General features: G+C 39.6%; 24 protein-coding genes. 8 read left to right on the plus strand and 16 right to left on the minus strand.

Features of this window, described 5'->3' with window-relative positions; translation table 11 throughout:
* The 4 genes from F0919_RS01785 to F0919_RS01800 all read right to left on the minus strand — a co-directional run bounded on the left by F0919_RS01785 (position 1) and on the right by F0919_RS01800 (position 6,242).
* Positions 1-810, minus strand: a complete 810-nt coding sequence (locus tag F0919_RS01785) for an RDD family protein (RefSeq protein WP_150030994.1) — start codon at positions 808-810, stop codon at positions 1-3.
* A gap of 121 nt (positions 811-931) precedes the next feature.
* Positions 932-3,208, minus strand: a complete 2,277-nt coding sequence (locus F0919_RS01790; RefSeq protein ID WP_150030995.1) for an NADP-dependent malic enzyme — start codon at positions 3,206-3,208, stop codon at positions 932-934.
* Between the two features lie 115 nt (positions 3,209-3,323).
* Entirely contained in the window at positions 3,324-3,974 is a 651-nt protein-coding gene (locus tag F0919_RS18755; protein WP_190277228.1) for a response regulator transcription factor, read from the minus strand.
* A 330-nt stretch (positions 3,975-4,304) separates the two neighbouring features.
* Positions 4,305-6,242 carry an ABC transporter ATP-binding protein gene (locus F0919_RS01800; protein ID WP_150030996.1) on the minus strand — a complete coding sequence of 646 codons (1,938 nt, stop codon included), beginning with the start codon at positions 6,240-6,242 and terminating at the stop codon, positions 4,305-4,307.
* Between the two features lie 427 nt (positions 6,243-6,669).
* Between F0919_RS01800 and F0919_RS01805 the strand changes: the two genes are divergently transcribed.
* Together F0919_RS01805 and F0919_RS01810 are read left to right on the plus strand one after the other, a co-directional pair.
* Positions 6,670-6,870 carry a hypothetical protein gene (locus F0919_RS01805; protein ID WP_150030997.1) on the plus strand — a complete coding sequence of 67 codons (201 nt, stop codon included), beginning with the start codon at positions 6,670-6,672 and terminating at the stop codon, positions 6,868-6,870.
* Positions 6,871-7,315: 445 nt separating this feature from the next.
* Positions 7,316-7,600, plus strand: coding sequence for a hypothetical protein (locus F0919_RS01810; RefSeq protein WP_150030998.1), 285 nt, complete (start codon positions 7,316-7,318; stop codon positions 7,598-7,600).
* Positions 7,601-7,714: 114 nt separating this feature from the next.
* Here the strand turns inward: F0919_RS01810 and F0919_RS01815 are convergent, their stop codons facing one another.
* Positions 7,715-8,098, minus strand: coding sequence for a VOC family protein (locus tag F0919_RS01815; RefSeq protein ID WP_150030999.1), 384 nt, complete (start codon positions 8,096-8,098; stop codon positions 7,715-7,717).
* A gap of 15 nt (positions 8,099-8,113) precedes the next feature.
* Entirely contained in the window at positions 8,114-8,899 is a 786-nt protein-coding gene (locus F0919_RS01820; protein WP_150031000.1) for an alpha/beta fold hydrolase, read from the minus strand.
* 192 nt (positions 8,900-9,091) lie between these two features.
* On the opposite strand from F0919_RS01820, the gene F0919_RS01825 reads away from it, so the two are divergent.
* Positions 9,092-10,909: a T9SS type A sorting domain-containing protein gene (locus F0919_RS01825; RefSeq protein WP_150031001.1), complete on the plus strand. Its 1,818-nt coding sequence runs from the start codon at positions 9,092-9,094 to the stop codon at positions 10,907-10,909.
* 48 nt (positions 10,910-10,957) lie between these two features.
* On the opposite strand, the gene F0919_RS01830 is transcribed toward F0919_RS01825, so the two are convergent.
* The 8 genes from F0919_RS01830 to F0919_RS01865 all read right to left on the minus strand — a co-directional run bounded on the left by F0919_RS01830 (position 10,958) and on the right by F0919_RS01865 (position 17,907).
* On the minus strand, positions 10,958-11,770 hold the full coding sequence (locus F0919_RS01830; RefSeq protein ID WP_216629351.1) for an alpha/beta hydrolase family protein: 813 nt from the start codon (positions 11,768-11,770) through the stop codon (positions 10,958-10,960).
* Entirely contained in the window at positions 11,734-12,192 is a 459-nt protein-coding gene (locus F0919_RS01835) for an SAM-dependent methyltransferase (protein WP_150031002.1), read from the minus strand. Before F0919_RS01835 ends, F0919_RS01830 begins: the two co-directional genes overlap by 37 nt.
* A gap of 152 nt (positions 12,193-12,344) precedes the next feature.
* Positions 12,345-12,797: a GNAT family N-acetyltransferase gene (locus tag F0919_RS01840; protein WP_150031003.1), complete on the minus strand. Its 453-nt coding sequence runs from the start codon at positions 12,795-12,797 to the stop codon at positions 12,345-12,347.
* A gap of 157 nt (positions 12,798-12,954) precedes the next feature.
* Positions 12,955-13,308, minus strand: a complete 354-nt coding sequence (locus tag F0919_RS01845; RefSeq protein WP_150031004.1) for a helix-turn-helix domain-containing protein — start codon at positions 13,306-13,308, stop codon at positions 12,955-12,957.
* A 511-nt stretch (positions 13,309-13,819) separates the two neighbouring features.
* Positions 13,820-15,217 carry a methyltransferase RsmF C-terminal domain-like protein gene (locus tag F0919_RS01850; protein WP_150031005.1) on the minus strand — a complete coding sequence of 466 codons (1,398 nt, stop codon included), beginning with the start codon at positions 15,215-15,217 and terminating at the stop codon, positions 13,820-13,822.
* Between the two features lie 181 nt (positions 15,218-15,398).
* A complete protein-coding gene (locus F0919_RS01855) occupies positions 15,399-16,523 on the minus strand; it encodes an acyloxyacyl hydrolase (RefSeq protein WP_150031006.1) in 1,125 nt (374 codons plus the stop codon).
* Positions 16,524-16,544: 21 nt separating this feature from the next.
* Positions 16,545-17,285, minus strand: a complete 741-nt coding sequence (locus tag F0919_RS01860; RefSeq protein ID WP_150031007.1) for a glycosyltransferase family 2 protein — start codon at positions 17,283-17,285, stop codon at positions 16,545-16,547.
* A gap of 175 nt (positions 17,286-17,460) precedes the next feature.
* Entirely contained in the window at positions 17,461-17,907 is a 447-nt protein-coding gene (locus F0919_RS01865) for a PaaI family thioesterase (protein WP_150031008.1), read from the minus strand.
* A gap of 75 nt (positions 17,908-17,982) precedes the next feature.
* On the opposite strand from F0919_RS01865, the gene F0919_RS01870 reads away from it, so the two are divergent.
* The 4 genes from F0919_RS01870 to F0919_RS01885 all read left to right on the plus strand — a co-directional run bounded on the left by F0919_RS01870 (position 17,983) and on the right by F0919_RS01885 (position 21,445).
* Positions 17,983-18,939 carry a hydrogen peroxide-inducible genes activator gene (locus F0919_RS01870; RefSeq protein ID WP_150031009.1) on the plus strand — a complete coding sequence of 319 codons (957 nt, stop codon included), beginning with the start codon at positions 17,983-17,985 and terminating at the stop codon, positions 18,937-18,939.
* Between the two features lie 79 nt (positions 18,940-19,018).
* Positions 19,019-19,555, plus strand: a complete 537-nt coding sequence (locus tag F0919_RS01875; protein ID WP_150031010.1) for a GNAT family N-acetyltransferase — start codon at positions 19,019-19,021, stop codon at positions 19,553-19,555.
* Between the two features lie 12 nt (positions 19,556-19,567).
* Positions 19,568-20,017, plus strand: a complete 450-nt coding sequence (locus tag F0919_RS01880) for a hypothetical protein (protein ID WP_150031011.1) — start codon at positions 19,568-19,570, stop codon at positions 20,015-20,017.
* A 165-nt stretch (positions 20,018-20,182) separates the two neighbouring features.
* The gene (locus F0919_RS01885) at positions 20,183-21,445 is read left to right on the plus strand and encodes a DEAD/DEAH box helicase (RefSeq protein WP_216629352.1); all 1,263 of its coding nucleotides are present in this window, start codon (positions 20,183-20,185) and stop codon (positions 21,443-21,445) included.
* Between the two features lie 71 nt (positions 21,446-21,516).
* On the opposite strand, the gene F0919_RS01890 is transcribed toward F0919_RS01885, so the two are convergent.
* Together F0919_RS01890 and F0919_RS01895 are read right to left on the minus strand one after the other, a co-directional pair.
* On the minus strand, positions 21,517-22,338 hold the full coding sequence (locus F0919_RS01890) for a universal stress protein (RefSeq protein ID WP_150031012.1): 822 nt from the start codon (positions 22,336-22,338) through the stop codon (positions 21,517-21,519).
* Positions 22,339-22,540: 202 nt separating this feature from the next.
* Complete coding sequence (locus tag F0919_RS01895; protein ID WP_150031013.1) at positions 22,541-23,074, minus strand: hypothetical protein; 534 nt, start codon at positions 23,072-23,074, stop codon at positions 22,541-22,543.
* 372 nt (positions 23,075-23,446) lie between these two features.
* On the opposite strand from F0919_RS01895, the gene htpG reads away from it, so the two are divergent.
* The gene (gene htpG / locus F0919_RS01900; protein ID WP_150031014.1) at positions 23,447-25,342 is read left to right on the plus strand and encodes a molecular chaperone HtpG; all 1,896 of its coding nucleotides are present in this window, start codon (positions 23,447-23,449) and stop codon (positions 25,340-25,342) included.
* The last annotated feature ends 787 nt before the right edge of the window (positions 25,343-26,129 follow it).

The following is a 26,129-nucleotide window of genomic DNA, read 5'->3' on the forward strand; positions in this document are numbered from 1 at the left end:
TTATTTGTTTTGCGTCAGATAATTGTAATCTTTCAGTAAGGTCTGCAGGAAAAAAACGGGTTCTCCGTTCATTTTTATGTTTAACACTTCTTCAATTCTGTAAGCCACCCGCATCATATAGTTTTCCGTATCCGTATTCAATTTACCGGCCAGTAAATTCCGTATGCCGTTAATGTCCCTGTCTGTCAGTTTCAAGACTTCAGGATAAACCGGTTGATAGGTCTGCCCTTGTAAATCCATAAAAATCGTTTCATGAATGTCCATTTTATATCTGGTGTCTACAACCACAGTACCTGCAGCCAAATCACCAAACCGTTGCGAATGTTTGGTTACGGCGATACAGATAATATCAGGCAATGAAACCACTCCCATGAAGAATGCAATTGTAAATAAGTAAATCGGGCTTGTGATAAATATCACTACGATAAGGAAATAATTGGCCAGACACAAAATCCATCTTAAAAGCAATTGAGAAATGGTAGCTGAAGCCCCTTCCATATTAATTACTTTAATGCCCATGAAAAATTTGCCGGGGCTTCTGCCGTTCATAAATATCTCGAACAATAAATGATAGAGCATTACCGGCACAAGAACGGTGCCAATCAGCAAAAGCAAGGAGAGATTGTCTTTTGTTATAGCATTCCATCTGTTTTCGTCAATCACATTCTGATAGACAAAAAACAACATGATATAACAATAAATAAAAACCACTAAAAGGTCGATGAGCCAGGCAAACATGCGCTTATAAAACGCTGCCAGCGAAAACTCAAGGTCAATATTAAAAGGTGTATTTATAGTGATTAATGCCATTTTATGAGTCGATAGTTGATAGTGGTTAGTTGTTAGTGATTAGTCGATAGTAGTAGGTTCATATCAGAATCTGAAGTAGCTTCTAATTTTGTGACTAACGACTATCAACTAACCACTAAATTTATTTACATTTAACCTGCGCATCCATTACGGCCATAGCAACCATATTGCAAATCTGCCTTACAGAGCTTCCCAACTGAAGAATATGTACCGGCTTTTTCAGTCCCAGCAAAACAGGCCCGATAACTTCAAACCCGCCTACTTCCATCAATAGATTATAAGCAATATTACCTGCTGCAAGATTCGGAAAAATCAAAGTGTTTACTTCTCCGTCTATCAGCGGTGAATTAGGATAGCTGTCTTTTAAAACTTCTTTATTAAAGGCCAGTGATGCCTGTATTTCGCCATCTACTATTAAACCTGGTTCTTTTTTCTTTACCATTTCATAAGCCTGCGCCACCATTCTTGCTTCGGGTGTGGTACTGCTTCCGAAATTGGAATAAGAAAGCATCGCTATTCTCGGTTCAATATTGAACTGGCGCACCTCTTTGGCTGTCAATAGTGTAATATCAGCCAGTTCTTCCGCAGTCGGATTCAGGTTGACTGTAGTGTCTGCCAGGAACAACGGACCCTGCGGACGTAAGATGATATACATACCCGCCACTTTCTTTACGCTTTCTTCCATGCCGATGATTTCCAGTGCAGGGCGAATAGTGTCGGGATAATTCCTTGTAAGGCCTGATATCAATGCATCAGCTTCTCCGGTTTCTACCATCATGCAACCGAAGTAATTTCTTTCACGCATGATTTTTTTAGCTTCATACATGTTGAAACCCTTGCGCTGTCTCTTTTCAAAAAACAATTCACCAAAACGGTTGCGTGTTTCCGTCATATCTTCACTTCTCGGATCAATGATGACGGCATCCTTCAAATCTATTTTATTATCTTTTAAAAGCTGGTTGATCTTGCGTTCATCACCTAAAAGAATCGGATGTGCAATACCTTCATCCTTCACTATCTGTGCGGCTTTCAGCACTTTTACATTATCAGCTTCGGCAAATACAACTTTGCGTGGTTCTTTACGAGCTTTATTGTACAACACCCTTACAATATAATTATCCAGTCCAAGCCTTGCCTGCAATTCGTGGTCATACTTTTCCCAATCAGTAATAGGCTGACGGGCGACGCCACTTTCCATCGCGGCTTTGGCAACTGCAGGTGCAACAGTAGTCAGCAATCGTGGATCCAATGGTTTGGGAATGATATATTGCGGACCGAAAGAAAGATTCTTTTCTCCGTAGGCCAACATAACCATATCAGGAACAGGCTCTTTGGCCATTGCAGCCAATGCCCTTACGGCAGCCATTTTCATGGCTTCGTTAATAGTAGTGGCACGAACATCCAAAGCGCCTCTGAAGATAAAGGGGAACCCGAGAACATTATTTACCTGATTAGGATAATCTGAACGGCCTGTTGCCATAATGACCTCCGGACGTGCAGCAATCGCGTCTTCCCAGGTAATTTCAGGATCAGGATTAGCCATCGCAAATACAATCGGTTTATCCGCCATGCTCTTGACCATATCGGCGTTTAACACACCTGCTTTGCTTAACCCGATAAACACATCAGCATTTACTAATGCTTCTTCCAAAGTATTTAATGGCGTATCAATAATAAATTCCTGCTTCATTTCATCAAGGCCGGAACGGGAAGTATTGATAATGCCTTTGCTATCGAGCATCAGTATATTGGCTTTGGAAGCGCCCAATTCAATATACAACTTTGCACAGGCAATAGCTGCAGCGCCTGCACCATTCACCACTATCCTTACTTCTTCTATTTTCTTATCTACCAGCTCCAATGCATTTATCAATGCCGCAGCAGAGATAATAGCCGTACCATGCTGATCGTCGTGCATCACCGGAATCTTCAATTCTGCTTTGAGCCTTTTTTCGATTTCAAAACATTCCGGCGCTTTGATATCTTCGAGGTTAATGCCGCCGAAAGTAGGCTCCAAAGCCTTTACAACAGTGATAAATTCCTCTACGCCTTTTGCATTCAGCTCGATGTCAAACACGTCGATGTCGGCAAATATTTTAAAAAGCACACCCTTTCCTTCCATTACAGGTTTCCCTGCCTCGGGTCCTATATCTCCCAGGCCCAAAACTGCGGTGCCATTGCTGATAACTGCTACCAGGTTGCCTTTGGCTGTATATTTATAAACATCTTCAGGATTGTCTTTGATAGCTAAACATGGTTCTGCAACGCCAGGAGAATAGGCTAAGGATAAATCACGCTGTGTTTTTGTATTTTTTGTAGGAACAACTTTTATTTTTCCCGGACGTCCCTGACTGTGGTAATCAAGTGCGTCTTGCTTATTAATCTTTCTGTTATTCATAGTTGACAAATTTAATCATTTAGCTGACATGGAGCGGCAAAATGATTCTGCAAATTTTGAAGCTTTTACTACACCGAATCTACCTGAAAGAATGCTTTCAAAGGATTGAATTTTATTAAATTAAATCAAACGCCAGCGCAAATTTATTCAATTGATAGTTTGAAGTAATGTTCAGCTTTTTTCGTAGGTTTTTACGATGTGTCTCTACCGTATGTGAAGATATTACAAGCTCCCGGGCAATTTCCTTTGCAGATTTTGAAAGCGCAAGCAGCCTTAAAATTTCTTTTTCCCGGACAGTGAGGTTGAGGAACAATTTTCTGTTTTTACGGAAGAAAATATATTCTTCCAATAAGCGTTCCAGTTTGGAATTGACATGCTGCTCTGCATCAACAGGTAATGAAATGGTAATACTCAAAAGCGGGTTTCCGTCAGGGCTTTGCATCAGAATTTTTGAAGTGCTGAAATGCCAGGACCATGGCATGGTTTCATCCCTCCTTACCTGCTGAAAATAAGAAACGGATTCATTTAGCTTATTTCCGTCAAACAATGCTTTTACCTTTGGCAAATAATCATCCAGATCTTCCTTATTGAAATAATTATAATAAACGGGTCCTGACATTTTAATTTCATCTAATGTGCGACCCAGGTATGCCTGTCCTCTTTTTGAAATATACTGAACAGAAAGGTCTTCAATTAAATGGATAATCACCACACCGGGAATATCATCAGCTATACCGTCTATTTCATTTATCTTCTGTATAATCATGCTCCTGACCTTTTCAGGTAAGCTTTTCATCATCGTCAATTGCTACCGGTATTGATTTGTTGGTTAAATATTTATTCAAATGAGATATTTTATCAATATTCATTTTACTACAAATATACCTTGATACGGGTATATAAGCAACACTTCCGTTCATCTATCTTTGTTATTGTTTGAAAGCCCCTTTGAACCATCCCTGATCATCAATGCAAAGGTTTTTTCTTTTGCTTTAAAAAGAGAAACGCTGACAAGGAATCAACCTTTGTCAGCGTATTAGTTTTATAAACAATCTGCCTTTACAGGTTCAGATTTCCATTCAACATTCAACCATTTTTAAGCCTCCAGCTCAATCATTTTTTCAAAAACAGTATCATACTCTTTCTGAACTTTTTCCAGATGGCTCACACAAAGCTTGTATTCAGCTTCTGTTTTCTGAAACTTTTCTTTGTCGGCATAAATTTCAGGATTACCCATATCCTGTTCCAGCTTTGCTTTCGCAGCTTCGGCTTTACCTAATTCCACCTCAATCTTTTCAAATGCCTTTTGCTGCTTTTGAAGTTCCTTCTTCTTGTCGTTCTGCTCTTTACTGTCAACAGGTTTCACTTCTTTCTTCACTTCCGCCACTTTCTTTGGTTCCTGCTTGGCAATACCTAATTGTTTCAGACGTTCCGCTTTTTCTTCTTTCCAATCGTGCCATTCATCATAGGTTCCCGGGAAGGCATTTACTTTACCATCTTCTATTTCCCAGTATTTATTTGCTGTACGGCTGACAAAGTAACGATCATGCGAAATAAGGATATAAGTGCCCTGGTATTTATTCAATGCTTCAATCAGTAATTCCACCGATTGAATATCAAGGTGGTTGGTAGGCTCATCGAGCAACAGGAAATTAGCTTTACCTGCAATAACTTTTGCAAGTGCAACACGGGCTTTTTCACCACCTGACAATACTTTTATTTTCTTGAAAACATCATCGCCTGCAAATAAGAAGCAACCTAATAGCTGACGTAATTCCAGCTCGGTCTTACCACTGCCGCAATTCTTCATTTCTTCCAGCAAAGTATTTTCCAGATGCAAGGATTCGAGTTGGTGTTGTGCATAGAAGCTTGCCTTAACATTATGCCAGCCGCTACGTTCGCCTTCAAATGATTCCATATCCGCTATGATACGCATCAGTGTTGACTTTCCTTTACCGTTTGCTCCGACTAATGCAATTTTATCGCCACGGTCAATTTCAGCATTCGCATGTTTCAATATATTTACATCGCCATAGCTTTTGGAAACATTCTTTAAATCAACAATAATCTTACCAGGCTGCTTTTCTACATCAAAACTGATATTCATCCTCGGTCCTGAACCTCCGGGCATTTCAATACGTTCAATCTTATCCAGTTTCTTTACAAGGCTTTGTGCCTGTTTCGCTTTACTGGCCTTGGCTTTAAAACGTTCTATAAAACGTTCCTGCTGATCAATATATTTCTGCTGATTCTCATACTCACGTTCCAGAAACTCCATACGTGTGGCCTTCTCCACTTCGTAAAAGGAATAATTACCGCTATAGCTGATAAGGTCTTGCTGGAATAGCTCTACAATGCGCGTCACCATTCTGTCCAGAAAATAACGATCATGCGAAACAATAATAACGGTGCCCGGATAGCTGGTAAGATAGCGTTCCAACCATTCAATGGACGGTAGATCCAGGTGGTTGGTAGGTTCATCCAGCATAAGGATATCTGGCTGTTGCAACATTAATTTTGCAAGCAGTACACGCATTCTCCATCCACCGCTAAAATTATTATAGGGTCTTTGTAAATCTTTTGTCGAGAAACCTAAGCCTTCCAGAACTTCAGCAGTACGATGTTCCATTTCGTAGCCGCCTGCCATTTCAAAATCATGCAAAGCCTCAGAGTAAGCCAATAGCAAATCTTCGTCATCGCCATTGGTTTCCAGATCCTTCATAATGCTTTCCATAGTTTTTTCAATGGCAACTGCTTTTTCAAAAGCAGTCATACCAACAGAAAGAATGGAGTTATCTGTAGAAAAGCTCAATAGATCCTGGTTAAAGAATCCGATTGTGGTATCATTGGCACGTTGGATATTGCCGCCGTCAATCGAATATTCACCCATTATCAAACGCAGCAAAGTAGATTTGCCTGCGCCGTTGGGCCCAATCAATCCAATGCGTTCGTTCTCTCCTATCTGCCAGTTTGCTTCGGTAAGCATAGGCCGTGCGCCGAAGGAAAATGAGACATTATTTAATGCTAATAACATATATATGCTAATGGCATCAGAAGATGCCTGTTTTTTTATTTGAGGTGCGAAATTAAGCTATTTATACGGAGCGGAGCTAAAAAACGGGAACATTGTTTGCCGCAACTAAGCCTTTTTATTAATCTTTCAGCTATAAGGAACCGGATTTGCAGCAGCTGAAGAAATTATCAAAAGCTGCAGAACTTCCGGGTTCTCCATTTCATATTACAGGTTGATTTCACAAGCATCTTCCGGCTATATAACACAATATATGTTTAAGCCTGTAATGGAAAGATTATGACTTCTTTATTTTACGGTTAATATGACAATAATTTTAAAATCAGGTGATTATACCTATTATAATCACAAGCGGACATTTTAATTTTGACCTCAGATTATTACTAACACCGATAAAGTTATATCTATCTGCAAACTTAATTTTTTTATCATGAGAAAATTACTGAAACCTAATGCTATATCGCCGGAAGTCATAGAAGCTGTTAAAAAAGACAGGATGTCACATGCTTTAAATGAATTGGTGTTCAAGTACAATATATCTTATCAGAACATTTCTATGATATGTAAAGGTATTGACAGGCAAAAAACAGTGATAAATTACAGACAGGAAAACATATATAGTCAGGGCTGAATCTCTTTTCCTGTTTGCAAACTCAGGTTATCGTTCTACCCTGTGAAGCAAACTATTCAGTGACCAGATTGTTATTAGCAGTATCTAACTGTACTATGGTCAATGAAACATTTAAAGCTTGAGTCCCTGCCGGCTGAGGTTATTGAATCCATAAAAAAAGACAGAAAGACGCTATCAATTGATGAACTTATGTTTAAGTATAATGTGTCTTCTGCCAATATCTCAAAAATCTGCAAAGGAATAGTAAGACAACGAAAAAAAAGGACTCATTAAAACAATAAACACCCGGCTTATGGCCGGGTGTTTATTGTTACTAAAGCAACATCCTGTAGTGCAGTAATACGCAGGAAATCCAAATGTTCTGTAAATATCCGGAACAGGTGAACCAAAACATAACGTTATTGTTACTATATCATCAAAGAATATTAACCAAACAAAATACGTTATGAAAAAGCTCCTCATTGCCTTAATGGCTTTTATATTTATGGCCCCTGTCTCTTTTGGACAACAAACTACAACAACAAAGAAAAAGACCAGAGCCAAAACACATACCACTGCGCGCAGAACAAAAAAGCAGCCGGTAAAACCTGCTGATACCAGTACCAGCGCTGCAATGAGAACACCCAAATCGGGCATGTTAACTAATGGAGCCGGTAAGACTGCTAAAATACAAACCACTACAAAGGAAAAAACCGACAACCTGAATGATATGGATGAATCAAGGAATTAGTCCTTTTTATGTTAATTCTACAGTTCATGTCAAAATATGAGGCATCCTGATTGCTCTTTTTACATTGCAACCGGGATGCTTCTTTTCTTTACATAGCAGACACCAGACGTGTTTCTATTTTCCCATACTGCTTTGATAAAGACCAAATACATTGCCGGCCGGATCGCTGAACTTTGCGGTCTTTTCTTTTGATTGCATATCAACTGAAATGATATTGCCGCCATACCGTGTAATTAAGTCAATTGTAGCAGGAATGTTTTCTACCATAATGGAAATAAGCATGCTGCCTTTTTCCGTAGCGGGTTTGAGATGGGTAAGCCATGTGCCGCTCACCTCTCCTACTCCATCATTGAAAGCAACGCTGCCGTCATCTCTGCGTCTGATTTCCCAACCGAAAACAGCTTCATAAAAATCTGCCGATACATTGACATCAAGAGACGGCATTTCTATATAACATATTTTACCGTTGCCGTAAGTAGGATGTTTGTTATCATTCATTGTCTGATATTTTTTTCAGGCTTTATCAAGAAAGGTTTCAATTAATGGTGCAGCATTGAATGCTGGCAATTTACCGTCATCCACTGATTCTATGGCTCCTAAATAAGTGCCATGTCCACCGGGGAATACCGCTAATTCACTATAGGAAATATTGCGACATATTTCAACGGCATGTTCCAGGCTTCCGACATCTTGATTACCATTGATAACGAGTGTTGGCATTGCAATAGATTGCATTTGTTCATCGGTCCAGCCTTTAAAGTTTTTCATCCGCTGCACATCCCTGTTAAACATATTCAGCAACCCCGCTTCGTCATTATTTGCTTTTAAATAACCTTCTTTTAAAACCTGTGGCAGCTGTTCCACTGTTACGCCGTCAAAGCCATTCCAAAACTGCGGATGAACAGCGCTTCTTTTATAAAATATGGAAGCCAATATCATTTTTCGGATCAGATGCGGATGGCGAAGCGCCATAGCTATCATGGTTTGCCCTCCGTTGCTGAAGCCTAAAAAGTCGGCATGTTCTATTTTAAGATGATGTAAAAGCGCGGCAACATCATATGCATCCTGTTCAAATGACAAACCTGTATCACGGTCATTAGTATGTCCGTGTGCCTGTAATTCCATTGCTATTACTTGCCTGTTCTTTGCAAGCAGCGGAATAATCCTGCCAAAGGTCGTTTCGATGGTTGATCCGCCGCCATGAATCAGCACAAGAGGCTTGCCTTGTCCATGAATTTCATAGTACATATTCAGTCCGTTGATTGCGGCATAGCTGCTTTTGAAATGGTTTTCCGTCATTGCTGGTTATTGTTATTGGGTTCAGGCAAATAAAATTACAGCATAATCCGATATTGTTATTCTTCTTTTTGATTAACCTTTTTTAACCTTATTTGGGGCATTGTTAACCCATGCATGCTTGTTGCCGGATTACTTTTGAACTATGCAAACCCGATACAGGTTTGTTATTATTCATAAGATAAAATTAAACTAATGAAAAGATTGTCGTTAACCGCGTCGTTGTTTATATCGGCATCATTAAGCTTTGCCCAGATAAGCAGCGGTGGATTTCCTTTAAGCATCAAAGAAAAACTAAATCCGGTACAGGCTGCCATACATAGCTATGAAGTGCCTGACTGGCAAAAAGCAATACGTGAAAACAAACTAAAAGCAGACAAAGGACTGGTAACGCCTTATGTCATCGGTCTTTTTACAAATACAGATATCGGCTTTCCGGAATCAGGAAGCTTCACTTATTTGCCTGACGGCAAAAAAATATGGAAGGCTGACATTAATATTGATGGCGCTCCCGGCATTGGTTTATACTATGACAGGTTTCACCTGCCTGAAGGCGTAAAATATTATATCAGCAATGAGAGCGGCAAACAGGTTCTGGGCGCTTACACCAAAGCTAATAACCAGGACGGTGCATTTGCCAATGAAGCTATACAAGGGCATATTGCACATCTGGAGCTGGATATTGATGCGGATGTGGCAATGGATGATATTAACTTGCATATTGAAAAAGCGTTGGTATATTATGCTTCGATTGACTATTTAAGCCGGTATGAAAACACAGCAGCAAAGCCTACTGACGGCGACCCGGACCCTTATAATCTGGAAGGACACAGCTCTACATGCGAAATCAATGCAACCTGCCCACAAGGAGCAAACTATGCCATACAACGCAAAGCTACTGTCCAGCTTATCATTCCTTTAGATTCGTCGGGACAAGCCGGTGTTTGTTCCGGAGCGCTTATTAATAATACAGGCAATACGCCTGCAAGTTGCACGCCTTACATACTCACGGCCACACACTGCGATTTGGCCAACAATAGCAATGTCGATGCTATTCCATTCAGATATATGCTGATTCGTTTCAATTTTGAAAAGGAATCCTGTAACAGTACTGTTCCGGCAACTGTCAGTACTTTGAATGGCGTTAACCTTGTAGCACGTGCCAATTATGTAAATGGCGCGGAGCCTCATATAAATGGCGACTTTATGTTGCTGAAGCCTAAAGCAGCAATTCCTGATTCCTGGGATGCTTATCTAAACGGATGGAACCGTTCGGCCACAATGCCTGCGCACCTTAACCCGCCTCAGAAATATATCGGTTTTCACCATGCCGCTGCTGACATTAAAAAACTGTACACAGATCAGGACATAGATCCTGATGGAGAGGCCGGTGGTTCTGATGGGCCCGGCACACATTGGGCAATTACTTCCATAGATACGGGAGGCATTGAACAAGGTTCGTCAGGTTCTTCTTTGTTTGACAAAGACGGTTATACTATCGGCATTGCTTCTGTAGCAGGCGATCCCGACAACAATTGTGCCATCAACTCAAAAGGCGGCCAGGCTTTTTATATGAAGTATGCCGCTTTCAGCAAAATAAGCTATGACTGGGATTACAGCATAGATGGCGATTCGGCTTACCGTAAATTAAAACCCTGGCTCGACCCGGTCAACACAGGTGCGATAACACTGAATCCGGTGAAGGCCAACTGTAATGTACCGGCAACAGGAGTCACGCAGGCTAAAGGAAAAGATTTAAACGGAAGCATTAATATCTATCCTAATCCAAATACAACGGGCATAGTAAACATTGCATTTAATTTTGCAGAGCAACGGAATATTCAACTGGAGATTTATAGTATAACGGGTACTTTGCTTAAGAAGATACAACTAAGCCATGTAGCAAAAGATAATTATTTCATTGATCTCAGCGCTTTCAGCAATGGTATGTATCTTTTAAAATTCAGTGACGGCAATACATCCGACACACAAAAGATTATGTTGAACCGCTAAAAGACAGATATTTATAAGCAATTAAAGGGCTGGCATTAATGTCGCCCTTTAATCATTTAAAAAGCCAATTACATAATCCGTTATTTCCTTGCGTTGCTGTTCGGTGGCATCGTCGTCCATATCATTATGAATGGTATTGGGCAGCTTTATAATTTTTATATCAAATTCCTTTTGTTCTTTCTCTGTTGGCAACACACCTTCATCTGCAGGCTGGTCGCTCGAACGCAGGGAATACACTTTCGGATGTTTTGTCCTCGGCAAAGCCATTCTTCTGTTATCCAGTGTAATAATCTTATCAGCAATACCGGGATATTTTTGCGGGAATAATGCGGTCATATCGCCACCATTGGAATGTCCGATAAGCGTTATGTGTTTAAAATCAAGATTTGGATGGCTTTTCTTTAATTCATTAATTACAAATAAGATGTTGTCTGCACCACGATCCCAGAACGGCCTTCTTACGATTTGAGGAATACCTTCCGAAGGTATTAAACTGTCTGTCGGTAGTTCGTGCTGAATACTTACTACAAAGAAGTCTTTTGCAGCCAGGTAGGCTGACAGATAGGAATAACTTAAATAACTGCCGCCATAGTTCTGCCCGTATCCATGATTGACAATAACCACTCTTTGCTTTTTGTTTATACCGGCGGCTTTGGAAGCATAGAATGCAACAGGAATTTGCCTGTTCCGCGCTTTATCAAACAACGTCAATGTATCTAAAGACGTTTCGGCGGTCACCTCTTTTCCATTAGTAACATTATTCTTTGCGGTTGAACAGCTTGTCAAAAACGGGATGACAAGGATTAAGCAATACATCAGGGTTCTCATTGCCAGTAATTTTTCATCAGGTCTGCAACCCATTCCGGTTGTTTAATTTCTCCTTCAGGTTGAAACTCTTTAAAAACGGGTTTTATATCCAGTATGGGCGTACCATCTATTGCATCAAGGTTTCGCACTTTGATGGTTCTGCCGCTATGTTCTAAAAGCTCAACAGTGCACAAGCCTATCTTGTTAGGCCTGTCTTTTTTTCTTTGTGCTAAAATACCGGCCAAAGGATAATCGGGGTTTCCTCTCGGCCGTCCTGAAAAAACAATGCTGCTATCGACTACTTTATCAAAATAAAAGATGATTTCAAGATGTGAGAAATCGGCTATGTTGTTGAAAGCTTCTGTGGGGATATGGTCTTCAAGTTCAATTACAGAAATGATTTCGGACCAATGATCATCAACGGGTGTGGTTCTTGAATTTGTAACGGTTGCAATCGGCAGGAGATTAATGCTCATGTGTATGAATATGTATTTTACATGCCTCAAATTACGGCATTCTGTTTATTCGGTCAACAGATTCATTCAATTTTTAATTTTGCATTCAATACCATTGGTTCAAAAAACATTTAACCTTTCATGGTATATTTTTTTCTATCCAGATGATATAACTATTTTGATGAAACTTTTCTGTTCATCCAATCGTCAAAGGTCATTTCAAATTTCAGCTCATTTTTTCCGTGCATTCCTATAACTTTCCATCCGGCATTTTTATAGAACGTTTCGGCTCTTGTATCGGGCGAGGTACCTAACCATACCTTGTTTTTTGTTTGTGTAAAATACCAGTCAAGCATGGTATCATGAAGCTTTTTACCTATTCCCTTGCCTTCACATTCCGGGCGTAAAAACAAAGCCCAGATATTGTTTTCTTTCAGATCTGCAATAGCAAAACCTGCTATCCTGTTATCCATCTCACAAACCCATCCTTTCCCTCTTTCAGTTATAAATACTTCGCAGTCCTTGTCAGTTACAAGGTTTGGATCTGATAATGCATTTTCAGTAACTGCATTTCTTACTTCCTGCATCTGTTTGATATCGCTTATTACAGCTTCCCTGATTATCATTTGTGAGTGTTTATGTTTGCGCAATTAAAGGGTAAAAATAATATACAAGATGCTTTCTTTGTCAGCATGAGAATGTGATTGAGGCAACTGTATTTTGTTTTCATATTTTATATTATTTGCTAACTTGGCAATAAATAAATGATTGCTTTTAACAAGCCTACTCCTCAATCTCTTTCTTCAAAACATCCGAAATATCATTCAATTTCTTGTAAGGCACCTTCGACATCATTTTTCTGAAATTCTTTTCCTTGTCACCCGTATGCAGTAACGGCCGCAGCGGATGATCCGCCGGTACTTTGGTAACGTCTGCCGGTTCCCACAGCAACAAATCATGAGGTTCGCACCAAAGCAAAGTACACAGCCGTTCCAGATATTTAAAATTGATACCTTGCTGTTTACCTGCAATCAACAGGTTAGCAATATTATGTGTAAACCCGTTATGTGTCAAAAAGTAATAGGGCCGTTCTATGCCCCTTGCAGTAAATACGGGATCCAGATTTAGTCTTATCATATCCTGATTTTAAATTTATTAAGACGATACTGATATACTATCAAAAATCATTCCAATTTTGGAGGAATGTGGCTATAATTTTAAAAATCCCGTTTATTTGGCAAATACTGAGTTTAATAATTCAACTTTCCATTCATTTATGCAAACTTTTATTTCATTTATATAAACTTCTTTTTCATTTATTTAAACCTCCATTGCCATTATTTTATCTTACGTTTCAATTATTAAAACTTTTTTCTTCGTTTTTTAAACCTGTAATTCTATTTATTAAACTTAAAATTTCATTATTGAAACTTTATTCTTCATTATTAAAACCTCCTTTTTAATTATGGAATCTTCTGTTTCAATTATTTTAACCCCCGACCTGATTATTCAAAAACCACTCCCGATTATTCGTAATCCGCGTTTCATAAAAAATAAATGCCCCCAAAGTATCTAAACTTCAGGGGCAATAACGCAACGATAAAATTACATATTCCAATTTCTGACAACTAAAAGCTAAAGTCAATAGCTACCTCAGCTCCATCCTTATCCTCCAGTTCTTCGGAAAATAGTTATTCATCCTGTTGGGCAGCCATTTTCCCCAACCCAGACCTAATCCTTCATAAGTCAGCAATTGCCAGCCTTTCACCGGATTGTCTTTCAGTACTTCTTCTTTCTTTAAAAACAACAAAGCCGTTTCCTTATCGGCCGCTACCCTTTTCACATCTCCCGACAGATGAATGCTCAACGCCAGTTCATGATCAGGTATGATGTCCTTACCTGCGATTTTTCCTAATGCAGTACCTGTTTTCTTTATCCTTAATAAAGGTTGCAGCAATTCATAGTCCTTTTTATGCGCGGCATGTATGCCATACCATTCTTCATTCTTTTCTATCAATGCAAAATCATTGTTCAGCCAGGCTTTCCAACGTTGTGTTTCATCTTTCGCCTTAGGATTGCCGCCTTTCTGCTGCTGTTTCTTTTGTTTACGTGCAGGTTCTTCCTGTTCTGCGGCCTCTTTCTTTCTGAAAGCAGCCAGAAAGAAACCTTCCCCATTCAGTTGCCAGGGGTAAAAACGGTAACCGGCCGCATGGTGTTTTTCTGAAACGGTTTCGGTTATGTTCCATGCTGTTTCTACAGGAATTTTCAATGATTCCATGCCCATGTTTTCACAAATCCAGTCGCATACCATTTCATTTTCTTCGGCGGAATAAGAACAGGTAGCGTATAACAATACGCCGTCCTGTTTCAATGCAGGCAAGGCGTCGGCTAATATTCTTTTCTGCCTTTCGCTGCAAAGCTTTACATGATCCCGCGACCATTCGTCAAGCGCATCTGCATCTTTGCGCCATAAACCGGAACCGGTACAAGGCGCGTCTATCAGCATTACATCAAAATATTCCGGCAGTTTTGCAAAATCCTTCGGGTCGTTATTACTGACCCAGGTATTCATTTGTCCCCAGCGGGTAAGGTTTTCGGCCAATACGGATGCACGCGTTTGTATCACTTCGTTGGATATCAGTAAATCTTCCTCATGAAGCAAGGAAGCCAGCAAGGTGCTTTTCCCTCCCGGCGCAGCACAAAGATCCAATACGCGCAAAGGCACTTCGCCACGCTGAACGGTATTTTTAAAAGCATGTTCCACAAACATCGATGAAGCTTCCTGCACATAATAAGCACCGGCATGGAACAATGGATCTAATGTAAATACAGGCCGTTCTGTAAGATAAACTCCGTAACTACTCCAGGGTACTGCCGGTAATTCTGGCTGGGAAAAATTAAGCTTGCAGGGATTATATCGTATGGAAGTAAGCGGAACCTGCTGATGCGCTGCTATAACAGCTGCTTCCGGAAGATGTCCCAATCCCGGCACAGCACTTATCTGTGGTATAATAGCCGATAACTTTGCCAATGCTGCTTGTTCCATGATGATACTTTGTAAGAGGTCTGTTTGTTTAGGAGCGTTAAGAGTTCCTTCGTTCCTCAGAATGACAATGTGATTGTGCTAAAAACATTTTTGAAACACCTATTATACTCCTCCTTATCATATCCCGGAATGAAGTATTTCTAATATGCTTTTGTACTATATTATTTACAGTATAAATCTATTAAAATCCAACCCCGATGCCCATTTCAAAAAACTCGGCAGTAGCGGCATGTGTTTTTAATAGGGCTGTAAAAAAAAGTTCCTTTAATGGCCCTTTCTCTTTTTGCACTAAATAAAAATTGCCTCCGAGCTTTTCGTAGATATTATCTGTCTGTTCATCCATCTTATGCAGATAATAACCTGCCTGAAACAAAATACCGAGTCGGCCAATCAGGAATTCGTTACCGAGGAATACGGCGGCCTGCGTCGATTCTTTGTATTCCTGTCCCTGAAAGTGTTCGATGCTTTTCAACTTGGCATATTTCGCCGAGTTATAAGTATAATCCACACCACCATATACTTTATTCTTGCTCCAATATCTTTTACTTACAAAAAGGGCACCTGTATATACGGGATTAAGAGGCCCGTCTGCCGGACTGCTTTCTATAAAAGCCATACTGTAACGTGCCTGTAACAACCACCTGTTCTTTAAAGGCTGTAAAGTACGTTTGATCAGTTCCGGTTTTGATGTAACAGGAAAATAACGCAGGCCAAAATGTGCGCCATACATATTGATACCAAGATTCGGCTGCTGAAAAGCTGCATTGGATACATGCGAAAAACATACTCCTGCCTGTAAATCCCAATGTTCGTTTACCTTCCAACGTATATCGGTTGAGAAAGGGCTTATGTTATTCCAGTGCCCGCCAATGGCAACATTTTCAAGGTTCGGGTTGGGTTCGCGTTCATAAGGTCTGGTATCGTAACCTACGCCCATGCCTGCTCTTACCGTCCATTCAAAATGGTCTCCTTTTATAATATTCAGCTGTATGTTGGGAAAAATACCGAATGCCTGTCCGTAAACATCGGGCATGTTATAATTATTGTAGTAAAAACCAATTCCAATCTGCGGGTAATGCCTCCGTTGCTGCCAGTCTTTCTGTCCGTAAGTTTTCTTTATCAGGTTGAGTTCAAAAGAGTAACTATGGTCGGGAATAGGCCCTGTGAATTTAGGCGTATGCTTAATCATTTTCCCGATGGTGAAATTTGTTTCTATGCCAAAACCTTTCCAGCCACCGTTTTCCTGCGCTACGGCATTATATTGAAAACAACATGTAACAAGAAAGGTAAGCAGCCAACGGTTCATGGAAATTTGCTGTTTGATAGCTTATTGATAGATTTTGTATTTAGCCAGTTTCCATTTATGCAAACGGTGTTGCAACGAAACCCGCAATACGCCCATGCCATATTTTGCGCTTCTGCTGAAGTTAATGCTGGAGGCTTCCTCAAAGTATTTGGTAGGGCAAGTAATTTCTGCAATCTCATATCCTTTCATGAATATCTGGGAAAGCATTTCATTATCAAAAACAAAGTCATCGTTATTAGCCATGAAATTAATATTGCGCAAAACTTCACCGGAGAATGCCCTGTATCCCGTATGGTATTCGCTTAACTTCTGGCCTATCAGTATGTTTTCAAATAAGGTAAGGCAACGGTTAAAAATATATTTATACATGGGCATGCCGCCGTTTAATGCACCTTTGCCCAATATTCTGGAACCTAATACCACAGGATATAATTCATTGGCAATGATATAGCACATGGAAGGAATCAGCTTGGGTGTGTATTGGTAATCGGGATGCAGCATAATTACGATATCGGCACCCAATTCCATTGCTTTGGTATAGCATGATTTCTGGTTGCCACCGTAACCTTTATTTTTTTCATGTCTTACAATATGCTTAATGCCCAGTCTGCGCCCTACTTCAGAAGTCTCATCCCTGCTATGGTCGTCCACCAACACAACTTCATCCACTATATCAAAAGGAATTTCGTTATAGGTTCTTTCCAGAGTTAAAGCTGCATTATAAGCGGGCAACACCACCACTACTTTTTTACCGTTAAGCATAGATTAAATAAAAAGTAAAAATTTAAAAGTAAAAATCCGGAGTTTTTAGTCGTTAGTTGATAGTCGATAGTATTGAAACTATTCTCTGACCACTAATTACTATTCTCCATTCATGATCCATCCGCCACTACTACCGATTTACTAACCACTGACAACTAATCACTATCGACTAACACTACCCCACCGGTTTTATCTTCATTCCGGTTGAAACAAGATTACTTGTTGCCTTGGAAAGCAATATACCGCTTTCATTATATACATGTACTTCAGAATTGATAATCTTTTTGCCATGCCTGATGATTTCGGCTTTTGCAGTAATGCGCTCGCCTTCTGCTGCGGCGTATAAGAAATCGATATTCAATGAAATACTGGTATAATGTCCTTCCGCCTCAAGGGAAACAATGGCCCAGCCTATCGCTTCGTCTATAACCAGAGACATCATGCCGCCATGAATATTGCCAAAGGGATTACACATTTCCTTCCTGATTAAAACGGAAATCTCTATTTTTCCTTTCTCTGCGGCTTCCAGTCTTGGCTTCATCCAGTTACCTGCCGGGGAGCGCGAATTATCCACTTCTCTTCCAATCCAGCCCTTAATTATCTCCAAAGCGTTCGTAACCATTATTATTCCTGTAAATTTTAAACCGTGCAAAGCTACAATCTATTATCTTTGTTTCCACGAAAAAATCAAGATATTATGACCATAACCCAATTAGAATATGTTGTATCTGTTGCGACGTACAAAAGTTTCGTTGCAGCGGCAGAGAAAAGTTTTGTGACACAACCCACTTTAAGCATGCAGATACACAAGCTGGAAGAGGAATTGAATGTCAGGCTTTTCGACCGCAATAAACATCCGATTGCAACTACAGAGGTTGGTGAGGAAATCGTAAAGCAGGCAAAGGTTATCCTTGCCGAAGCTGCCAAAATACAGGAGCTGATTCAACACAGGCAAGGAACTGTGGCAGGTAGTTTCAGAGTGGGTATTATTCCTACACTGGCTCCTTTTATATTGCCGCAACTGTTGGAAAACCATGCCAAAGCCCATCCGGAGCTGAAACTGGTGGTAACGGAATTGCAGACAAAAGACATCATCCGCAAACTGAAAGATGATGAAATTGACTGTGGTTTATTAAGTACGCCATTGGAAGAAAACCATATCAAGGAATATCCTTTATTCTACGAATCACTGGTGGCTTACTTCGGAAAGGATGAAAAGGCGTTGAAAAAACGTACTGTTTTGCCTGAAGATATAGATTTAAAACGCATCTGGATGCTGAACGAAGGCAACTGCTTACGTAATCAGATTATGAATCTTTGCAGTGAACATGTAGAGAAGCTGCAACAAGACCGTCCTTATCAATACGAATCGGGTAATGTAGAGACATTGCGCAAGATGGTGGATAAAAACGGCGGCGTAACGATTCTTCCGGAACTGGCAACCTTTGAATTCAATGAAGATCAGGCCGACAATGTCCGTTATTTTGATGGGGAAGAGCCTGTCCGCGAGATTTCACTGGTAACGAACGATCATTTTGTAAGGCTTACGGTATTACAAACCCTGATGGATGAAATACTGAAACTGGTGCCTGAAAAAATGCGTGTTCAAAAGAAGAATAGGAAGATTTTAAGAATACAAGCTGCGAAATTGTAATAATTCTAATCGTTTGGTGTAAAAGCCAAACGATTTTTTTGTTTTATTAATAAATCCTTTAATTACCTGACAATACATAATGAATTTTGATAATTACACCGTAAGATTATTGACCAACGATGATTTGCATCCTTATTTCCGGATGATTGAAAGAAACAGACACCGGCTGATGGATTACTTTGCGGGAACAACTTCTAAAACACATACATTGGAAGATACTGCTACCTTTCTTAGTGAGAACGTCCAAAAAGCAGCAGACAGAACTTATTTTCCTTATATTATAATTGACAATACGGACAATTCCTTCATTGGTTATATAGATCTGAAAAGGATTTCCTGGAACATTCCGAAAGCGGAATTAGGCTGTTTCTTTGATGAAAACTATGCAGGTAAAGGCATTGCAACAAAAGCGCTGCAATTGGCAACCGATTATTTCTTCCATGAATTCGGTATAAAGAAATTATTCCTTCGTACACATCCAAGTAATGCTTCTGCAAGGAGAATTGCAGAGAAATGCGGCTTTGAGGTGGAAGGACTTATCCGCTGCGACCATATTACAACTGCTGGTGAAATTGTGGATTTGTTGTATTACGGGAAGGTGAATGAAAGTAAATAGTGACGACATAGAATGGATAATATTCAACTATATATTGACAGCGGGAATGTTTTAAGACTGCAATTTCATGATGCCGTTCACCCCGAATTAGTTCCTATAAAAGCAGACCATTGGAATGCCATTTATAAAATTTATCACCATCAAACTTTGTTTGATCACGGGCTTTTTAGCAATAACTATTTTATTTGCAAACAACGAAAGCTTTTAATAATTGAAGAATATAACAGAACAATTTTGGATAAGGATAGTATTAAAACAGATGATGATGTAATTAAGAATTTAAGACTGTTTGATTTTAAAAGCAATAAAACCTGCAGGTTCTCTAAATTAACCGGTGGTTCGTTTTTATTGCAAAAATTTGTTGACAATAACTTTATATTTAGCAAGCAATATTCCGGTAAAATTTCAGAATTTGAAATTGATATAACAAGTACAATTCTTGTTGACTTCGGTAAACTTTAATTACATGAGATTTTAACCGGACAATAAATCCATTTCCACATTTTATGAAACACTATAGCGCAAAAAACAATAAAACCTTTGCTCGCATTTAGTTTTTGTACCTTTGACCACAATAAAACAGGTTGCAATAAAGCAATCCTTATTAAAAACAATATTTAGTTTACATTGATATTCGACGATTTTAATTTAGATGATGATGTGTTAGATGGCATTCATGCCATGGGTTACAAAACACCGACTCCTATTCAGGAACAAGCTATTCCGCTTATTTTAGAAAATAAAGATTTGATTGCCTGTGCACAAACCGGCACGGGAAAGACGGCCGCATTCATGCTGCCTTTGTTGCATAAAATCATGAACATGCCTGCAGACGGCATCAATACGCTTATTCTGGTTCCTACACGCGAACTGGCTATTCAGATAGACCAACAGGTGGAAGCTATGGGTTATTACCTGAATGTAAAATCCATTGCGGTTTATGGCGGCGGCAGCGGCCATAGCTGGGTGCAGCAAAAACAGGCTCTTACCAAAGGAACAGATATCATTATTGCAACGCCGGGAAGATTGATAGCTCAAATGCAGATGGGTGGCATGGATTTTTCGCATATAAAACACCTTGTGCTGGATGAGGCCGATCGCATGCTGGACATGGGTTTTTATGACGATATCATTAAAATAGTAACCGCCCTTCCAAAAGACAGGCAGACATTGTGTTTCAGCGCCACTATGCCACCCCGCATACGTAAGCTGACAGCACAGATACAGAATAAACCCGAGGAAATCACTATTGCTATATCCAAACCTGCAGCAGGTATCAGGCAATTGATATATTTAGCGCATAATGAACAGAAGCATAAACTTGTACTTGAAATTTTAAAGACGGGCAATTATAAATCTGTTATTATTTTTTCTTCAAGCAAGGAGAATGTAAAGCGGCTGGAAGGCGAATTACGCCGTTCCAAAATCAATGCCAAAGCCTTTCACTCCGATTTGGTTCAAGAAGAAAGAGAAGCTTTGATGCTTGATTTCAAGAATCAGAAAATCAATGTGCTTGTAGGGACGGATGTCTTGTCAAGAGGTATTCATGTAGAAGGTATTGATCTGGTATTGAATTATGATGTCCCACCCGACCCTGAAGACTATGTGCATCGCATCGGTCGTACTGCCAGAGCGGAAAACACGGGAACGGCCATTACTTTTGTGAATGAAAAAGACATGCGCCGTTTTTCTGCTATTGAGAAATTAATTGAACGCCAACTGGAGCAGGTGCCTTTGCCGGAAGGTTTTGGAGAAGGCCCTGTTTATAAAGTCATTAGTTCGGGCGGACATAAGCATCATCCTACCAATAAGAATAAGTTTAAAGGTAAGAAGCCCGGCAATCATCAGAACAAAACACATATCCACAAGAAGGGAGATGCTCCCAAATAAAAATTCCGCTCCTATCGAGCGGAATTTTGTTTAAAAGATTTTCTCCAATCTCAAAAATCTATTTCATCGGATCACTCCTTTAGTGTAACAATTGGAAGATTGTTTATCCGTGTCAATCTTTTGGTATGCCTTTGATTGAATATGCTGTACCACATGCCATGCGTACGTGGAATGACAAGCAATAACTGAATGTCGTGTTCCCTTACGTAATTTATAATGGTGGCGACTACATCTGAATTTTCAATAGATACATAAATCGGAGTGTATTCGGCAAGGTCCTGTTCCAGTTGTTGTTTGTGCAACAGCCTTTGATGTTCGTTCTTTTTATTGGGGATGTTGACGTGAATAATATGCAATTGTATATTTTCATTCTGCATCAGGTTCTTTATAAAATCCAGTTGTGAAGATGTCAGCGGACTGAAATAATCACAGGCGAAACCCATATTTGTTATAGCCGTATAAGAAACGGTTTTGGGTATAATTAAGGCAGGAATAGGAATCAGATGGAGAATATCTATAAAACTATCGTTCCAACCCCAGAATTCACCCTGGCTTTCAGGTGCGCCTGTAATCAAAAACTCCGGGCTGTATTCTTCCATCAGGTCCTTTATTGCATTTTCCTTTGTGCCGTAAGTCAGCCGATGTATAATGGAGATTTCAGGATAATTATCTGTAGCCCATTTCTTTTCTGCAACAAGTTTTTCTTCTGTGTTCTGTATGTTTTCTTCAATGCTTCCAAATGCCAGTGCATCGGCAGCATAATTAAGCGGCGCATCAAAATTGTGGATAAGGACAATTGCGTAATTTCTTTCGGAGCATAATGCACATGCGTATTGCAATGCATTTCTTGAAGTGTCTGTAAAGGCGGTATAAACTAATATTTCAGATTTCATTTCAAAATGGTTTTAGAAATATTCGGAGATGGGTATTATCAAAAAGGCTTTATTAAAAACGCCTGATTGTCTCTTACAAATTTACCACTTTTTTACCTCATTACGACATGGATATAAGTCAATTAATGCCTCTGTGTTATCTGTCTTACACAAAGAAAGCCGGGCTGTAAAAGCCCGGCTTTCTGTTACCATTTACCCATTCTTAGTGTCTTCCGTGTCCGCGACCATGATCATCACGGTCATTTCTGTTGTTCCAATCGTTTCTGTTATTTCTGTCTCCTCTGTTATTATCATGTCTGTCATTATTCGCATATCCATTGTGGTTGCCGTTATTGCCTCTGCCATAATTCCTGTAGTTATTCCAGTCTCTGTTCATTGGCTGACTGTATACATTGCGGTATCTGCCGTACATGGCAATGTCGTTCCTGTTTTGCATAAATGGATTTGGACGGTTGACCACTACTTTATAAGATCTGTACAAATCAAAGTTGCGGTATCTCGGAGGTAATTGCGCGCCATAAATCCAACGGTTGCCATTCATATAAACATATTGATTGCGCATGACGTCGTAATAAACGTTTATAGATGGGATGTAATAAAAGTCTGCATGATTATAGCCGCTTGGTCCCCATGCAGGTTGGTTTCCTATATTGATACTTACACTTAACTGAGCATTTGCTTGTTGGCTGAAAGCCAGGCCTGTAAATAAAAACAGGGCGATCATTACTTTTTTCATCTGTCTAAAAATTTAAGATTAATAATCCAGGATTCTCTTTTCCCTTTTGCTGATACTATGACTGAACACTTGTTCATTAGTTTACACGAAGGCTGAAAATCTGCTGCCGTTATCAATTCATTAGGAAATGGATTAGTCGTATATTTTTGAGTTGCCGGACATCTTTGAGATGTACGACAACTCAAAAATTGATGATGGATTAAAACCCCGAAGCTTTTGAATTTATGTCAGTCAAATTAAAAAATACTGCAAAACATTCACGAAGCATGTGAATTATAAGGCAAAAAATGCCAATTTGGCAACTATAATGAGTTTGGAATAACCTTTGTTCATTAGTAAGAGATAGTTCAAACATTAAAACTCAGAAACCTTATGCAAGAAAAAGGAAATATATCCATACACACGGAAAACATCTTTCCGATTATTAAAAAGTTTTTATACTCCGACCACGAAATTTTCCTTCGTGAACTGGTTTCCAATGCTGTTGATGCCACTCAAAAGGTGAAACGCCTTTCTTCTCTGGGTGAATTTAAAGGAGAATTGGGTGATTTAATGGTAGAAGTTTCTTTCGATAAAGAAAAGAAGACTTTAACCATCAGCGACCACGGTATCGGTATGACTGCTGAAGAAATCAAGAAGTACATCAACCAGGTAGCTTTTTCAGGAGCAACTGAGTTCATGGAAAAATTCAAGGAAGCAAAAGATGCCAATGAAATCATAGGTAAGTTTGGTTTGGGCTTCTATTCTGCGTTCATGGTTGCCCATAAAGTAGAACTGAATACATTGTCTTATCAGGAAGGTGCGCAACCTGCACGCTGGACTTGCGACGGCAGTACGGAATTCGAAATTACGGACGGCGACCGTACAACAAGAGGTACTGATATTATCCTGCATATCAATGAGGATTCAGAAGAATTTTTAGATGAACACAAATTGCGTGGCATCCTGGATAAATATTGCCGTTTCCTTCCTGTGCCTATTAAATTCGGCACGAAGACAGAAAGAGAGCCTGACGGAGAAGATGAAGAAGGAAAACCAAAATACAAAGAGATTACGGTTGACGATATCATCAACAACACAACGCCTATCTGGACGAAATCGCCGTCTGAACTGACAGATGAAGATTATCTTAACTTCTACCGCGAACTATATCCGATGAGCGAAGAGCCGTTGTTCTGGATTCATCTGAATGTGGATTATCCGTTTAATCTGACGGGCGTATTGTATTTCCCGAAAGTTAAAAATGAGTTTGAAATACAACGCAATAAAATCAAATTGTTCAGCCGTCAGGTATTTATTACAGATGAGGTAAAAGACATCGTTCCTGAATTCCTGATGTTATTGCATGGTGTGATTGACAGTCCTGATATTCCGCTAAACGTTTCCCGCAGCTTCCTGCAGGCCGATGGCAATGTGAAGAAAATCAACAATTACATTACGAAAAAAGTAGGCGACAAATTAAGCGAATTATTCAAAGCTGACAGAAAGGCTTATGAAGAGAAATGGCCTGATATCGGTTTGTTTGTGAAATACGGTATGATTACCGAAGAGAAATTTCACGACAAAGCAAAGGATTTTGTCTTGCTGCCAAATGTAAAAAAGGAATATTTCACTTTGAATGAGTATAAAGACAAGGTAGGCGAATTGCAGACGGATAAAGACGGGAACGTTATTTATCTGTACAGCAACGACGCAGCGAAGCAACATACTTTTATTGCAGCCGCTGAACGTAAGGATTATGATGTTCTGGAAATGAATCATCCGATTGATACACACTTTATTGCCCAGCTGGAACAGAAACTGGAAAAGACGCAATTAAAACGCGTGGATGCCGATATTATAGATAACCTGATTCCGAAGGAAATTACGGTTGAAAGTGTATTAAGCGAGGACCAAAGCAAAGAGGTGAAGGAATTGTTTGAAAAGGCCATCAACAAAACTACCATGAATGTAGATGTGATTGGTCTGAATCCGGAAGAGTTACCGGTAACTGTTACCATGGACGAGTTTATGCGCCGTATGAAAGATATGGCTAAAACCGGCGGTGGCGGTATGATGAGCTTTTACGGCAATCTTCCTGATAATTATAAAGTATCTGTAAATGGCAACCATAAACTGATTCGCAGAATGCTGGAAGAAAGCGATGCTGCTAAAAAGGAAAGCCTTGCGCGTCAGGCATTTGACCTTGCATTGTTATCTCAGGGAATGCTTACGGGCGCTGATTTAACGGACTTTGTAAACAGAAGCGTTGATTTGATAGGAGCTTAATACTGTAATTTAATACAGACAATTGCCGGTGGGATTATGCTCTCACCGGCAATTTTTTATTGAAATGTAAAGCTTGAGGTAGTATTGTTTCGGTACGTTTCATTATAATTTTTGAATAATTGAGCTAAAACCGGAAGCATTGTCAGCCGACGAGGGAAGCATAGCGGTATGAAGCGGAAACATAAAGCCTGAAAGGCAAGACAAAGCATCCGGAAAGCGGAACACAAACAACAAATACCTGTACAAAACAGGTAAGACGCATACAAACAGACATTAGAGACAAACAAAGCGCTCCGGCTTAAAAGCATAACGGTTAATTTTGAATACAAACAGACCGGAGCCTGAAACATTGTCAGCTGAAACGAAAACATACTGTTTGAAAAGCAGTACATACTACCTGAAAAGCGATACAAAGTGCGGAAATCAGAAACATGCTATGGTATTTAAAAGCAAACCATATAAAACGTTGAGATTTTTTTTTGCTTCTGAATGGAGCTGCATATTTCAAATAAAAAAATTAACTACCTGCTACAAAGAGCAAAAAAAATTTCATCTATAGAAATATATTATTACCTTTATTGCTGATAATATATAACCATTGTGTTTGTTTATCGCAACCCAAAAGAATGAATGCCTGTCACCTTTCTTCTCCGGGTCTCCTGACCAATATTCCAAGGCTGTTTTTTAGTATCGGGAGCTGACCACGCCCGATAAACTGTTTTTTTAACGGGCTGTAAAGCCCTTTAACAAGGTTTCTGTGTATGCGTATAGGATACAAAAATATTTT

This window comes from Taibaiella lutea, from assembly GCF_008629695.1.
In the GTDB taxonomy this organism is placed as follows: domain Bacteria; phylum Bacteroidota; class Bacteroidia; order Chitinophagales; family Chitinophagaceae; genus Taibaiella; species Taibaiella lutea.

Coding starts and splice junctions, on each gene's coding strand:
- F0919_RS01785 (WP_150030994.1), bottom strand. CDS start 810: ATGGCATTAATCACTATAAATACACCTTTTAATATTGACCTTGAGTTT.
- F0919_RS01790 (WP_150030995.1), bottom strand. CDS start 3,208: ATGAATAACAGAAAGATTAATAAGCAAGACGCACTTGATTACCACAGT.
- F0919_RS18755 (WP_190277228.1), bottom strand. CDS start 3,974: ATGATTATACAGAAGATAAATGAAATAGACGGTATAGCTGATGATATT.
- F0919_RS01800 (WP_150030996.1), bottom strand. CDS start 6,242: ATGTTATTAGCATTAAATAATGTCTCATTTTCCTTCGGCGCACGGCCT.
- F0919_RS01805 (WP_150030997.1), top strand. CDS start 6,670: ATGAGAAAATTACTGAAACCTAATGCTATATCGCCGGAAGTCATAGAA.
- F0919_RS01810 (WP_150030998.1), top strand. CDS start 7,316: ATGAAAAAGCTCCTCATTGCCTTAATGGCTTTTATATTTATGGCCCCT.
- F0919_RS01815 (WP_150030999.1), bottom strand. CDS start 8,098: ATGAATGATAACAAACATCCTACTTACGGCAACGGTAAAATATGTTAT.
- F0919_RS01820 (WP_150031000.1), bottom strand. CDS start 8,899: ATGACGGAAAACCATTTCAAAAGCAGCTATGCCGCAATCAACGGACTG.
- F0919_RS01825 (WP_150031001.1), top strand. CDS start 9,092: ATGAAAAGATTGTCGTTAACCGCGTCGTTGTTTATATCGGCATCATTA.
- F0919_RS01830 (WP_216629351.1), bottom strand. CDS start 11,770: ATGGGTTGCAGACCTGATGAAAAATTACTGGCAATGAGAACCCTGATG.
- F0919_RS01835 (WP_150031002.1), bottom strand. CDS start 12,192: ATGAGCATTAATCTCCTGCCGATTGCAACCGTTACAAATTCAAGAACC.
- F0919_RS01840 (WP_150031003.1), bottom strand. CDS start 12,797: ATGATAATCAGGGAAGCTGTAATAAGCGATATCAAACAGATGCAGGAA.
- F0919_RS01845 (WP_150031004.1), bottom strand. CDS start 13,308: ATGATAAGACTAAATCTGGATCCCGTATTTACTGCAAGGGGCATAGAA.
- F0919_RS01850 (WP_150031005.1), bottom strand. CDS start 15,217: ATGGAACAAGCAGCATTGGCAAAGTTATCGGCTATTATACCACAGATA.
- F0919_RS01855 (WP_150031006.1), bottom strand. CDS start 16,523: ATGAACCGTTGGCTGCTTACCTTTCTTGTTACATGTTGTTTTCAATAT.
- F0919_RS01860 (WP_150031007.1), bottom strand. CDS start 17,285: ATGCTTAACGGTAAAAAAGTAGTGGTGGTGTTGCCCGCTTATAATGCA.
- F0919_RS01865 (WP_150031008.1), bottom strand. CDS start 17,907: ATGGTTACGAACGCTTTGGAGATAATTAAGGGCTGGATTGGAAGAGAA.
- F0919_RS01870 (WP_150031009.1), top strand. CDS start 17,983: ATGACCATAACCCAATTAGAATATGTTGTATCTGTTGCGACGTACAAA.
- F0919_RS01875 (WP_150031010.1), top strand. CDS start 19,019: ATGAATTTTGATAATTACACCGTAAGATTATTGACCAACGATGATTTG.
- F0919_RS01880 (WP_150031011.1), top strand. CDS start 19,568: ATGGATAATATTCAACTATATATTGACAGCGGGAATGTTTTAAGACTG.
- F0919_RS01890 (WP_150031012.1), bottom strand. CDS start 22,338: ATGAAATCTGAAATATTAGTTTATACCGCCTTTACAGACACTTCAAGA.
- F0919_RS01895 (WP_150031013.1), bottom strand. CDS start 23,074: ATGAAAAAAGTAATGATCGCCCTGTTTTTATTTACAGGCCTGGCTTTC.
- htpG (WP_150031014.1), top strand. CDS start 23,447: ATGCAAGAAAAAGGAAATATATCCATACACACGGAAAACATCTTTCCG.